The following is an 11,820-nucleotide window of genomic DNA, read 5'->3' on the forward strand; positions in this document are numbered from 1 at the left end:
CTCATCCCCACTGACTGACACCGGCGAGGTTCACGCCAGAGTGCCCGTCGTTGTCGTCGTCGGAGCCATCACCGGAACGGTCGTCATCGCCACCACGGCCACGACGCAACCGCGCCACGAGCGGCCAGAGCAGCACCGCGGCGATGAAGGCGTAGCAGACCCAGGACACGGGTCCGCCGAGCAGGCCGGAGAGCTCGCCACCGGTCGTCTGCAGCGAGCGGCGCATGTGCTTCTCGAACAGCGGCCCGAGGATCGCGCCGACGATGAGCGGCAGCACCGGCAGCCCGAACCGCCGCATCGCGAACCCGAGGAAGCCGAGGCCGAGCAGCAGGTAGAGGTCGAACGGCTGGCCCTGCACCGCGTACGCACCCATCGACGCGAAGAACAGGATCCCCGCGTAGAGGTACGGCCGCGGGATGCGCAGCAGCTTGGCCCAGGTGGGAGCCAGCGGCAGGTTGAGCACGAGCAGGAAGAAGTTGCCGATGAAGAGGCTCGCGACGAGCATCCAGACGAGGTCGGGCTGCTTGGTGAGCAGCAGCGGCCCGGGCTCGATGCCGTACGACATGAACGCCGCGATGATGATCGCCGCCGTCGCGTTCGTCGGCAGGCCGAGCGCCAGGAGCGGCACCATCGTCCCGGCGGCCGAGGCGTTGTTCGCGGCCTCGGGCCCGGCGACGCCCTCGATGGCGCCCTTGCCGAACTCCTCGGGGTGCTTGGTCAGCTTGCGCTCGGTCAGGTACGACAGGAACGTCGGGATCTCGGCGCCGCCGGCGGGGATCGCCCCGAACGGGAACCCGAGGGCCGTGCCGCGCAGCCAGGGCTTCCAGGAGCGGCCCCAGTCCTCCTTCGACATCCACGGGCGACCCACGGGGATGACGGTCGCCGCCTTGCGCCGCAGGTGCGCCGCGACCCACAGGGCCTCGCCCATGGCGAAGATGCCGACCGCGATGACGACGACGTCGATGTTGTCGGCGAGGAAGGGGCTGCCGAAGGTCAGCCGCTGCTGGCCCGTGACGAAGTCGGTGCCGACGAGGCCGAGGGACAGGCCGAGGAGCAGCGCCGCGAACCCCCGCAGCCGCGAGGACCCGAGGATCGCCGCGGTGCCGACGAAGGCCACGAGGATGATCGCGAGGAACTCGGGCGACCCGAGGGTGATCGCGAAGTCCACGACCTGCGGCATCACGAGGACGATGAGCCCGGTCGCGATGGTGCCGGCCACGAACGAGCCGATCGCCGAGGTCGCGAGCGCCTGGGCGGCCCGGCCGGACTTGGCCATCTTGTTGCCCTCGAGGGCGGTGACGACCGACGACGACTCCCCCGGGGTGTTGAGCAGGATCGAGGTCGTCGACCCGCCGTACATGCCGCCGTAGAAGATGCCGCCGAAGAGGATGAGCGACTGCTCGACCGGCAGACCGTAGGTGACCGGCAGCAGCAGGGCCACGGTCATCGCCGGCCCGATGCCCGGCAGGACGCCGACGGCGGTCCCCACCGTGACGCCGAGCAGGGCGATGAGCAGGTTCATCGGGGTGATGACGTCGGCGAACCCGCCGAGGAGCGCGTTGAGGTTGTCCATCAGAGGATCCCCTGCAGGATGCCGGCGGGCAGGTTGACGCCGAGCCCGATCGCGAACGCGTAGAACGTGATCAGCGCCAGGGCGATGCCGATGGCCAGCCCGCGCACGTGGTGGCGGTTGCCGAGCGCGAACGCCGACAGGAAGAACAGCAGCGACCCGCTGATGACCCAGCCGAGCGGCTCGATGAGCACGGCGTTGAGGGCGAAGGCCGCGGCGAGCAGGCCGACCGTCTTCCAGTCGGCCGCCTGGCCGAGCTCGACGTCCTCGCCGGCCTCGGCCTCGCCGACCCCGCCGCGGGCGACGTCGACGGCGTAGAGGACCGCGACGACGAGCAGGAGCGCCCCGACGACGAACGGCATGGCGCGCGGACCCACGGGGTCGTTGCTGCTGGTGACGTGGCCGATGCGGCTCGCGTCGATGATGACGACCACCCCGACCAGGGCCAGGGCCGCGCACAGTGCGTACTGCGCGCGGTCCCTGACCGCGGTGGTGGCCGTGGTGGCCTCGGTACTCATGTCAGGCCAGGCCGAGCTTCTTGAGGATGGCCGCGACCTCGGTGTCCTGCGCCTTGAGGAAGGCACCGAACTCGTCACCGGTCTCGAAGGCGTCGACCCAGCCGCGCTTCTCCAGCTCGGCCTTCCAGCCGGCGGAGGCGTGCATCTTGGTGAACGCGTCGATCCAGACGGCCTTGTCGGCCTCGGAGATGCCGGGGGGCGCCACGACGCCGCGCCAGTTGGTGAACTCCAGGTCGATGCCCGACTCCTTGAGGGTCGGGACGTCCTTGAGGGCGTCGACCCGCTCGGCCGAGGTCACCGCGAGGACGCGGACGTCGCCGGCCTCGACCTGGTCGAGGAACTCACCGAAACCGCTGGCGCCGAAGGCGATCTTGTTGCCGAGGAGCGCGGGGAGGAGCTCGCCACCACCGTCGTAGGAGACGAAGCTGACGGTCTTGGGGTCGATGCCGACCGCGGCCGCGAGCTGCATCGGGAGCAGGTGGTCGGGGCCGCCGGGCGAGGAGCCGCCACCGACCGCGAGGGCCTTGGGGTCCTTCTTCCAGGCGTCGACCAGCTGGGTGATGTCCTTGTACGGGGAGTCCTTGGGCACGACGATCGCGCCGGCCTCCTCGATGAGCTTGGCGATGGGGGTGGTGTCGCTGAGGGAGGCCGCCGACTTCTGCGTGTAGGCGGCGCCGACGACGCCCAGGCCCATCTGCATCGCGAGCTTGCCGTTGCCCTTCTCGTTGACCACGCGCTGGAGGCCGACGGTGCCACCGGCACCCGGGAGGTTGAAGACCTGGACCGAGCCGGTGATCTTCTCCTTCTCCATGACCTGCGCGGCCGTGCGGGCCGTCGTGTCGTAGCCGCCACCCGGGCTGTTGGGGACCATGTACTGCAGGCCGGTCGCGGGGGCGCCGCCACCGCTGGCGGAGGCCGACGCGTCACCGCCGCCCTGGTTCTTCGTGGCGCCGCAGCCGGTGAGCGCGAGGGAGGCCGCGACGACGGCCCCGAGGGCGATGCGGTGGAGTCTCATCGTTGAGATCACTTTCGTGTGGTGAAGTCGGACGCGATGATCGTCGTGGCGCGTCGGGCCCCTGTCGCGCTTGTGTCAGCAGAGAAGGTTGAGTTCATTGTGGTCAGGCTGAGGCGGCGTCGCACGACGCTGGCGGGGCAGCTGTTCGCCCTCCAGCTCGCGATCATCGTCGTCGTCCTCGTGGCCGTCGCCGCGGTGTCGCTGGCGCAGTCGGAGGCCACCTTCGAGCGGGTCGAGGGGCGCCGCGTCTCGGCGATCGCCGAGCAGGTCGCGTCCAGCCCGCTCGTGCGCGCCAACCTCGACCAGCCCGAGACCCGCACCGGCCTGGCCACCCTCGGTCTGAGCCTGGTCACCCAGACCGGCGTCACCTCCATCACCTTCGCCGAGCCCGACCTCGACGTGCGGGTGTCCACCGACCCGCTCCTCGAGGAGCGCCGGCTGCCGGTCGGCGACCCTCGGGTCGCGCAGGGCGGCAGCTGGTCGGGAACCCTCGTCATCGGCGGGCAGGAGGTCATCGTGTCGCAGGTTCCGGTGCTCGCCGGCGACGACGACGACAGCGACCCGTCCACGGCGTCGCGGGCCGGCGAGCTGCTCGGCACGGTGATGGTCGCCGAGCGCGCGCCGTCCACGCTGGAGCGCCTGCAGGGCACCTCGTCGTACCTGCTCACCTACCTCGGCATCGCCCTCGTCGTCGGCCTCGGCGGGTCGTGGCTGCTCTCGCGGCGGATCAAGCGCCAGACCCGAGGGATGGAGCCGCGCGAGATCGCCGGCCTGGCCGAGCACCGCGAGGCGATGCTGCGCGGCATCGCCGAGGGCGTCATCGCCCTCGACCCGCAGCACCGGATCACCCTCGTCAACGAGGTCGCCCGCCACCTGCTCGACCTGCCCGAGCACGCCATCGGGATGTCGGTCTCGGACCTGCGCATCGAGGGTCGCCTGCGCGAGGTGCTCGTCGGCGAGAACCCGCGCCCCGCGGCCGAGGGCGCCCCGACGGACCCCGAGGACCTCGTCACCGCGGCGCGCGACGAGGTCGTCATCCGGCGTGGGAGGGTGCTCGTCATGAGCACGATGCGCGTGGTCAGCGGCGACCGCGTCCTCGGCACCGTCACGACGATGCGCGACCGCACCGCGCTCGCCGACCTCGAGCGCGAGATCGGCTCGTTCCGCTCCACCGCCCACGTGCTGCGTGCGCAGGCGCACGAGTTCGCCAACCAGCTGCACACCATCAGCGGGCTGATCCAGATCGGCGAGCACGACGAGGTGGTCCGCTACGTCGACGCCCTGAGCGAGCGGCGCCACGCCCTCGACCTCACGGTGAACACCCTCGTCCACGACCCGACCATCGCGGCCCTGCTCATGGCCAAGGTCGCCAGCGCCAACGAGCGCCGCGTCGAGCTGACCCTCGCCGAGGACACCCGCCTCGAGCGGCTCGAGACCCACGACGCCGCCGACGTCGCCACGGTGCTCGGCAACCTCGTCGACAACGCGCTCGAGCACGCCCCCCGCGGCCCGCGGCCCGACCCGTTCGTCCGCGTGCGGCTGCGCCAGGACGCCAGCACCGTGGAGATCGTCGTCGCCGACTCCGGGCCCGGCATCCCCGACGAGCTGCGTGCCACCCTCTTCGAGCACGGCGTCACCACCAAGCGCGTCGACCCGATGGAGCACGGCGTGGGACTCGCGCTGACCCGGCTCGTCTGCCGTCGTCGCGGCGGGGAGATCGACGTCGAGCGGGTCGACGGCGTCACCTCGTTCGTCGCCCGGCTCGGGGTGTCGACCTTCGTGGACCCCGTTGCGGCAGAGCCGGTTCCGTCGGACGCGTCGGCACCAGAGGTCGTGCCGTCGGAGGTCGGGCCGTGATCCGGGTGCTCGTCGTCGACGACGACTTCATGGTGGCGCGGATCCACGTCGGGTTCGTCGAGCGGGTCGAGGGGTTCGAGGTCGTCGGGGTCGCCCACTCGGGCAAGGAGGCGGCCGAGGCCGTGGCCACCCTGCGCCCCGACCTGCTCCTCCTCGACCTCTACCTCCCCGACCGCTTCGGCCTCGACCTGCTCGCCGACCTGCGCACCGGCCCGAACCCGTGCGACGCGGTCGTCATCACCGCGGCGAAGGAGAGCGAGGCGGTGCGGGCGGCCGTGCGGCTCGGGGTGACCGACTACGTCCTCAAGCCCTTCGGCTTCGGCGACCTCGAGGAGCGGCTGCGGCGGTACGCGGCCCAACGCTCCTTCCTCGAGCGCACCGAGGTCACCGGGCAGGCCGACGTCGACCGCGTCTTCGCCCGCAGCTCCGCGGGCGGCGCCGCCGAACCGCTCCCCAAGGGGATGAGCCCGGAGACCGCCAAGCTCGTCGAGGACGCCCTCGCCGCCTCGACCCAGACCCTGTCGGCCACCGAGGTCGCCGAGGGCGTGGGCCTGTCCCGCGTCAGCGCCCGGCGCTACCTCGAGCACTTCGTCACCACCGGCCGCGCCGACGTCCGGCTGCGCTACGGCTCCACGGGCCGCCCCGAGCGGCTCTACCGGTGGGTGGGCTGATGGCCAACGCCCCGGCCGCCGGCCACGCCCTCGACGTCCTCGCCCTCATCGCGCGGCGGGGCGAGCCGGTGCCCGCGGCCGCCATCGCCCGCGACCTCGGCCTGCCCCGGTCGAGCGTCTACCACCTGCTCACCGTCCTCGTCGACCGCGGCTACGTGCGCCACCTGCCCGAGGAGCGCCGCTACGGCCTGGGCCTGGCCTCCTACGAGCTCGGCTCGGCCTACCAGCGCCAGGCACCGCTCGAGCGGATGTCGCGCGGGGTCATGGACCGCCTCGCGGAGGCGACCGGGCAGAACGCCCACCTCGCGGTCCTCCACGGGCGCGACGTCCTCTACGTCATCGAGCAGCGGGCGCCGGGCCGTCCGCTCCTCGTGACCGACGTCGGGGTCCGGTTGCCGGCGGCGCTCACGGCCTCGGGGCTGGCGATGCTCGCGGCGCTGCCCGCCGCCCAGGTCCGCGCCCTCTACCCCGACCGCGCCGCGCTCGTGCAGCGCGACGGACGCGGCCCGGCCTCCACGACCCAGCTGCGCTCCGAGCTGCAGGCGGTGCGCCAGCGGGGCCACGCGGTGGAGGACGGGCTGGTCACCCCGGGGCTGGGCTCGGTGGCCGTGGCCGTCCTCGACCACAACGACTACCCGGTGGCCGGGGTGGCCGTGACGTTCGCCCAGGCCGACGTCGACGACGTCGCCACCGCCCGGCTCGTCGGGGCCGTCCGCAAGGCCGCCGCGGGACTGTCCACCCGGCTCGGTCGGGCCATGCGCTGACCCTGCCGGACCCCCCAGTCGGGCCATGGACGCCCTCCTCGCCCCGGTCGTACGTTGGCCGGTGGCCCGGTCGACGGTGCCCGGGCCACCCCCTTCCCTCTCGAAAGGAAGACCCGATGACGACGTGGCGGCGGCGTGCCCAGCTGGTGGTGGCGGTGGGAGCGGTGGGGACGCTCCTCCTCGGTGGTCAGGCGCTGGCGGCGCCCGGCGGCAACGGGTGGACGTCCGCCGGTGGGGACCGGGCCAACACCCGGTTCGCGGCGAACGAGAGCAAGATCTCCGCCGCGAACGTCTCGGGACTGGTGAAGAAGTGGGAGTTCACGACCGGTGGCGACGTCTCGGCGACCCCCGCCGTGGACGGGCAGCGGGTCTACTTCCCCGACTGGGCGGGCAACCTCTACGCGGTGAACCGCGCCACCGGAAAGCAGGTCTGGCGCACCTCCATCAGCGCGTACACCGGGCTGACCGGTGACAAGGCACGGGCCACCCCTGCAGTCACCGACACGGCGCTCATCCTGGGCAACCAGGGACCCTTCGGTGGCGGCGGCGCGGTGTTCGCCGTGGACAAGAACACCGGAGCGCTGCTGTGGAAGACGCAGGTCGAGAGCCACCCGGCGGCGATCATCACCCAGTCGGCGACGGTGTTCGACGGGGTGGTCTACATCGGCACGGCCTCGCAGGAGGAGGCCTTCTCGGCGATCGTCCCCGATTACCCCTGCTGCTCGTTCCGCGGCAGCATGAACGCCCTCGACGCCGCCACCGGTCGGCTCCTGTGGAAGACGTACATGACCCCGGTCGGGTACCCCGGCAACGCGGTGTGGGGCAGCTCGCCGGCCATCGACACCAAGCGCAGGACGGTCTACATCGCCACGGGCAACAACTACGACGCCCCGCCCGGGGTCCTGGCGTGCGTCGCGGCGGCCTCGACGCCGGCCGGCCGGCTCGCCTGCATCGACGCCGCCGACCACTTCGACTCGATCCTCGCCCTCGACATGCGGACGGGCGCGATCAAGTGGGCGACCCGGGCGCTGGACTTCGACGCCTGGACGGTCGACTGCATCCCGTTCATCGGCGACGGCAGCAACTGCCCCGAGCCCGCCGGGCCCGACTTCGACTTCGGCCAGGCACCGAACCTCTACACGGTGGCGTCCGGACCCTCGAAGGGCCGCGAGCTCGTCGGCGCGGGCCAGAAGAGCGGCCAGTACTGGGCGCTCGACCCCTCGACCGGGGCCGTGGTCTGGGTGACCCAGGCCGGACCCGGCGGCACGGCCGGCGGTCTCCAGTGGGGCTCGGCCACCGACGGCCGGCGGGTCTACACGGCCAACGCCAACAGCAACCTCGTGCCGTGGAACGGCGCCACGACCGGCGTGTGGAGCGGCCTCGACGCCGCCACCGGGCAGCTGCTCTGGGAGACCCGGCCGTCGCAGGGCGGCTCGACCGCCGGACCGGTGACGACCGCCAACGGCGTGGTGTTCGGCTGCTCGCTCGACGCGCTGGGCCACATGTACGCCCTCAACGCGGCGACCGGTGCCGAGCTGTGGCGCTTCGCGAGCGGCGGGTCGTGCCTGTCCGGCGCGGCCATCTCCAACGGCACGCTCTACTGGGGCTCGGGCTACAGCAACTTCGGCTTCGGCACCCCCAACACCAAGCTGTTCGCCTTCGGCCTGTAGCCGACGGACCGCACGCGAGGACGCGTCGCCCCGGGAGTGGGGGCGGCGCGTTCCTCGGTGCCGTGGTGGGGAGGGCCGGTCAGACGCCGATCCGCTCCCACGGGCCCCAGATCGCGAACGTCATGCCCGCACTGGCCTGGACGTTGACGAACAGGGTGTGGCCGTCGGGGCTGAAGGTCGACCCGGCGAACTCGTCGTCGTAGCGCGGCAGCCCGGTGCGCGAGCTCTCGACCCGGTTGAGCGCGATGTCCCAGAGCTGCCCGCCGCGGGAGAGGCCGCGCACGTAGTTGTCCTGGTTGCTGTCCTCGCAGACGACGAGGGTGCCCTTGCGGCTGACGGTGATGTTGTCGGGGAAGTCGAAGGTCTGCTTGCCCGGCGACTGGTAGACGAGGAAGAGCGTCTCGCTGCGGGTGTCGTAGCCCCACACCTGGCCGAAGCCCTTGCCGTACCCGCCCACCGAGTCCGGGCCCGTCATCGCGGCGCCGCCGCCCTGGGTGGAGGTGAAGTAGATGACCCCCTTGTCGTGGATCGTGCCCTCGAGGCGCGAGAAGTGGGCGGCGCCCTGCGCGCGACCCTGGTCGCCGACGTGGTTGATGGCGGTGTCGTTCGAGGTCGGCGCGACCTGGCCCGGCGTGTAGGGGTAGGTGGGGTCCGGGTCGTCGATGTCGACCCACTCCACGTGGTACCGCGTGCCCTTGGCCTGGCTCGCCTCGAGGTGGGCGTTGTCGACGCCCTTGACCTTGAGCATCTGCAGCCGGCCCTCGTTGTCGAGGCGACCGGTCTCCATCGGGGAGGTCCGTGGCGTGTAGCGGTAGAAGCCCGAGGGGAAGGCGAAGTTGTCCTCGCTGAGGTAGAGGCTGCCGCCGCGCGGGTCGAAGGCGACCGACTCGTGGGCGAAGCGGCCGGCCTTGGTCACGGGCTCGCCGTTGCTCCGCCCGCTGGTGGGCACCTCGAAGACGAAACCGTGCGGCTTGGTCAGCGGGACGTTCGAGGCGCCGGTGAAGTCGGGGCCGACGTCGGGGCCGTTGACGGTCTCCTCGCACGTCATCCAGGTGCCCCACGGCATCGGACCGCCGGAGCAGTTCATCATCGTGCCGTTGAGGCCGGTCCACGCCTGGGCGACCTCCCCGGTGCGCGAGACGTCGATGACGGTGCAGCCGCCGCGACCCATCGGGTCGTACGTGTGGTCGCCCTGGGGGCCGAACGCGGGACCGGGGTTGTTGACCTCGTGGTTGCGCACGAGGGTGACCCGGCCGGCGGTGCCGGCAAAGGCGGCCATGCCGTCGTGGCGGCCGGGGAGGGCGGTGCCGTCGTTCAGCGTGACGGGCGACTCGGTGTCGTGGAAGGAGCGGTAGCGGAACCCCTCGGGCAGGTGCAGGCGGACCTTCCCGTCCCGCTCGTCCCGTGCGGCGCGCAGGCCGCGGAACGCCGGCGCCCCGAGCGCCGAGGCGGGTGCGGCGACCAGCCCCGCGAACGGGCCGCCGAGGACGGCCCCTCCCGCGACGGCGGCGGTTCCCTTGAGCACGGTGCGGCGTTCGATCGACATGTGGTTGCTCCCATCGGTGGCGGGTGGCGGATCCCCCACCGTAGGACGGTCGCCGACGCAACGGGGGTGTCGGGACCGACGCCTTGGACCTCCGGAGCGCGCCCCTCACGAGCCCGTCATCGGCCCGGGCTACGGGCCCGTCCGCAGGCCTCCCCAGACTCCCCCTCGTGGTGGTGACACGGGGGTCCGTGTCACCGAGCCACCCCGGAACCGTGGCATGCCGCACCTCCTCGCGGGCCGGCAGGCGGCCCTCACCCTGGCGACGGCGTGCGGTGGCGCGCCGTCGTTGCTGGGTCCGCCGCGGCGGCCACGACCGGGGCCAGGAGTCCGCCGTGTCGACCACGTTCCGGGGCTCGGTCCCTGGTGTCAGGGGCCGGCGCGGGGGTCACGGCGGTGGTTCCGGGGGTGCGCCTCACCGGCGCGGGAACCTGCCCATGCTCGACCCGCGCCCGGGCCGCGGTCAATGGCCCGACCGGGTGGTTGGGCTCGGTGGTGGGGACCCGAGGTCGCGAGGCATACGGTGACGGGATGAAGGCGATCACCCTCCCCTCGTTCGGTGGGCCCGAGGCCCTGGTGCTGGCCGAGGTCGACACGCCACAGCCGCGGGCCGGCGAGGTCCTCGTCTCGGTGGCGGCGGCCGGCGTCAACCGCGCCGACCTCCTCCAGCGCCAGGGGTTCTACGCACCCCCGCCCGGCGAGTCCGACGTGCCGGGGCTCGAGGTGAGCGGGACGGTCGCCGCGCTCGGCGAGGGCGTCGAGGGCTGGGCCGTGGGCGACGAGGTGTGCGCCCTGCTCGCCGGCGGCGGGTACGCCGAGGCCGTGCGCGTGCCCGTGGGGCAGCTGCTCCCGGTGCCCGAGGGGGTGTCGCTCGTGGATGCCGCGGCGCTGCCCGAGGTCGTGTGCACCGTGTGGTCCAACGTCTTCCTCACGGCCAACCTCCAGCCGGGCGAGACCCTGCTCGTGCACGGCGGCTCCTCCGGCATCGGCACGATGGCGATCCAGCTGGCCCGCGAGGTCGGGGCGCGCGTGGCGGTGACGGCCGGGTCGGCCGAGAAGCTCGAGGCGTGCCGCGCGCTCGGTGCCGAGGTGCTCGTCAACTACCGCGAGGAGGACTTCGTCGAGCGGGTCCGCGAGGCCACCGACGGCCACGGCGCCGACGTCGTCCTCGACAACATGGGGGCGGCGTACCTCGGGCGCAACGTCGACGTCCTCGCCACGGCGGGGCGGCTCGTCGTCATCGGGATGCAGGGGGGCACGCGCGGCGAGCTCGACCTGTCGGTCCTGCTGCGCAAGCGCGCGGCCGTCATCGCCACCTCCCTGCGGGCCAGGCCTGCGGCGGAGAAGGCGACGATCGTGGCTGCGGTGCGCGAGCACGTGTGGCCCCTGCTGGCGGCCGGCCGGGTGTGGCCGGTCGTGCAGTCGCGCCACCCGCTGGCCGAGGCGGCAGCAGCGCACCGCGAGCTCGAGGAGAGCGCGCACGTCGGCAAGGTCCTGCTCACCACCTGACGCACCCGCCGCCCAGCGGATGAGGTCCTCCCCCGCTCGACCTGTTCCGCGCGCGCACCCGAGCGGTGGGGCGGCGCGGTGGCCTGTCGCGGGGGCGGTGCCGTGCGGTAGACATCGACCATGTCGACGGTCGCGTTCATCCTCACCGCCCTCGTGGCGCTCATCCACGTCTACATCGTCGTCCTCGAGATGGCGCTGTGGACCACCCCGCGAGGACGGGCCGCATTCGGGACGACGCCCGAGTTCGCGCAGGAGAGCACGACCCTCGCGGCCAACCAAGGGCTGTACAACGGGTTCCTCGTGGCGGCGCTCGTCCTCGGGCTCGTCGGGCCGGCCGACCACCGCTACGCGTTCGCGCTCTTCGGGCTCGCGTGCGTCCTCGTCGCCGGGCTGTACGGCGCGGCCACCTTGAGCCGTCGCATCCTCGTCGTGCAGGCGCTGCCCGCCGCCCTCGCCCTGATCGCGCAGCTGCTCGCGCACTGAGGACCCCAGACGTGCTCGCGGCGGCGGGACGTCGCGAGGGGCTCAGCGAACGACCAGGTTGAGGACCACGGTCAGCAGCAGCGACAGCAGTGCAGAGACGACGAGCATGGTCAGGCACCCGCGGGCACCGCCGACCGGACGGATCGAGACAGGTGACATGCCCACCTCCTGCCCCGGACCCGCCCGATCATGCTTGACCCGCTGACACATACTCGGTATA

10 protein-coding genes are annotated in these 11,820 nt (G+C 72.7%); 6 read left to right on the top strand and 4 right to left on the bottom strand.

What is annotated here, in order from left to right:
* Position 1: 1 nt before the first annotated feature.
* The 3 genes from ACFLFB_RS17710 to ACFLFB_RS17720 are packed head-to-tail and all read right to left on the bottom strand — an operon-like array spanning position 2 to position 3,103.
* Positions 2-1,573 (bottom strand): tripartite tricarboxylate transporter permease, encoded by a 1,572-nt coding sequence (locus ACFLFB_RS17710; RefSeq protein ID WP_392543483.1) that lies wholly within the window; start codon positions 1,571-1,573, stop codon positions 2-4.
* Entirely contained in the window at positions 1,573-2,088 is a 516-nt protein-coding gene (locus ACFLFB_RS17715) for a tripartite tricarboxylate transporter TctB family protein (protein ID WP_392543484.1), read from the bottom strand. Before ACFLFB_RS17715 ends, ACFLFB_RS17710 begins: the two co-directional genes overlap by 1 nt.
* A gap of 1 nt (position 2,089) precedes the next feature.
* A complete protein-coding gene (locus ACFLFB_RS17720) occupies positions 2,090-3,103 on the bottom strand; it encodes a Bug family tripartite tricarboxylate transporter substrate binding protein (RefSeq protein ID WP_392543485.1) in 1,014 nt (337 codons plus the stop codon).
* A gap of 99 nt (positions 3,104-3,202) precedes the next feature.
* Between ACFLFB_RS17720 and ACFLFB_RS17725 the strand changes: the two genes are divergently transcribed.
* The 4 genes from ACFLFB_RS17725 (at position 3,203) to ACFLFB_RS17740 (ending at position 8,065) form a co-directional block, all read left to right on the top strand.
* Positions 3,203-4,960 (top strand): ATP-binding protein, encoded by a 1,758-nt coding sequence (locus tag ACFLFB_RS17725; protein WP_392543486.1) that lies wholly within the window; start codon positions 3,203-3,205, stop codon positions 4,958-4,960.
* Complete coding sequence (locus ACFLFB_RS17730) at positions 4,957-5,631, top strand: response regulator (RefSeq protein WP_392543487.1); 675 nt, start codon at positions 4,957-4,959, stop codon at positions 5,629-5,631. Before ACFLFB_RS17725 ends, ACFLFB_RS17730 begins: the two co-directional genes overlap by 4 nt.
* Positions 5,631-6,395, top strand: coding sequence for an IclR family transcriptional regulator (locus tag ACFLFB_RS17735; RefSeq protein ID WP_392543488.1), 765 nt, complete (start codon positions 5,631-5,633; stop codon positions 6,393-6,395). The genes ACFLFB_RS17730 and ACFLFB_RS17735 overlap by 1 nt, the downstream gene beginning before the upstream one ends.
* 116 nt (positions 6,396-6,511) lie before the next feature.
* Positions 6,512-8,065 carry a PQQ-binding-like beta-propeller repeat protein gene (locus tag ACFLFB_RS17740; protein ID WP_392543489.1) on the top strand — a complete coding sequence of 518 codons (1,554 nt, stop codon included), beginning with the start codon at positions 6,512-6,514 and terminating at the stop codon, positions 8,063-8,065.
* A 79-nt stretch (positions 8,066-8,144) separates the two neighbouring features.
* On the opposite strand, the gene ACFLFB_RS17745 is transcribed toward ACFLFB_RS17740, so the two are convergent.
* Positions 8,145-9,611: a PhoX family protein gene (locus tag ACFLFB_RS17745; RefSeq protein WP_392543490.1), complete on the bottom strand. Its 1,467-nt coding sequence runs from the start codon at positions 9,609-9,611 to the stop codon at positions 8,145-8,147.
* Positions 9,612-10,139: 528 nt separating this feature from the next.
* On the opposite strand from ACFLFB_RS17745, the gene ACFLFB_RS17750 reads away from it, so the two are divergent.
* Both ACFLFB_RS17750 and ACFLFB_RS17755 read left to right on the top strand, forming a co-directional pair.
* Positions 10,140-11,117: an NAD(P)H-quinone oxidoreductase gene (locus ACFLFB_RS17750; protein ID WP_392543491.1), complete on the top strand. Its 978-nt coding sequence runs from the start codon at positions 10,140-10,142 to the stop codon at positions 11,115-11,117.
* Positions 11,118-11,237: 120 nt separating this feature from the next.
* Complete coding sequence (locus ACFLFB_RS17755) at positions 11,238-11,600, top strand: DUF1304 domain-containing protein (protein ID WP_392543492.1); 363 nt, start codon at positions 11,238-11,240, stop codon at positions 11,598-11,600.
* Positions 11,601-11,820 lie beyond the last annotated feature (220 nt).

Source organism: Oryzobacter telluris (genome assembly GCF_043099285.1).
Lineage (GTDB): Bacteria > Actinomycetota > Actinomycetes > Actinomycetales > Dermatophilaceae > Oryzobacter > Oryzobacter telluris.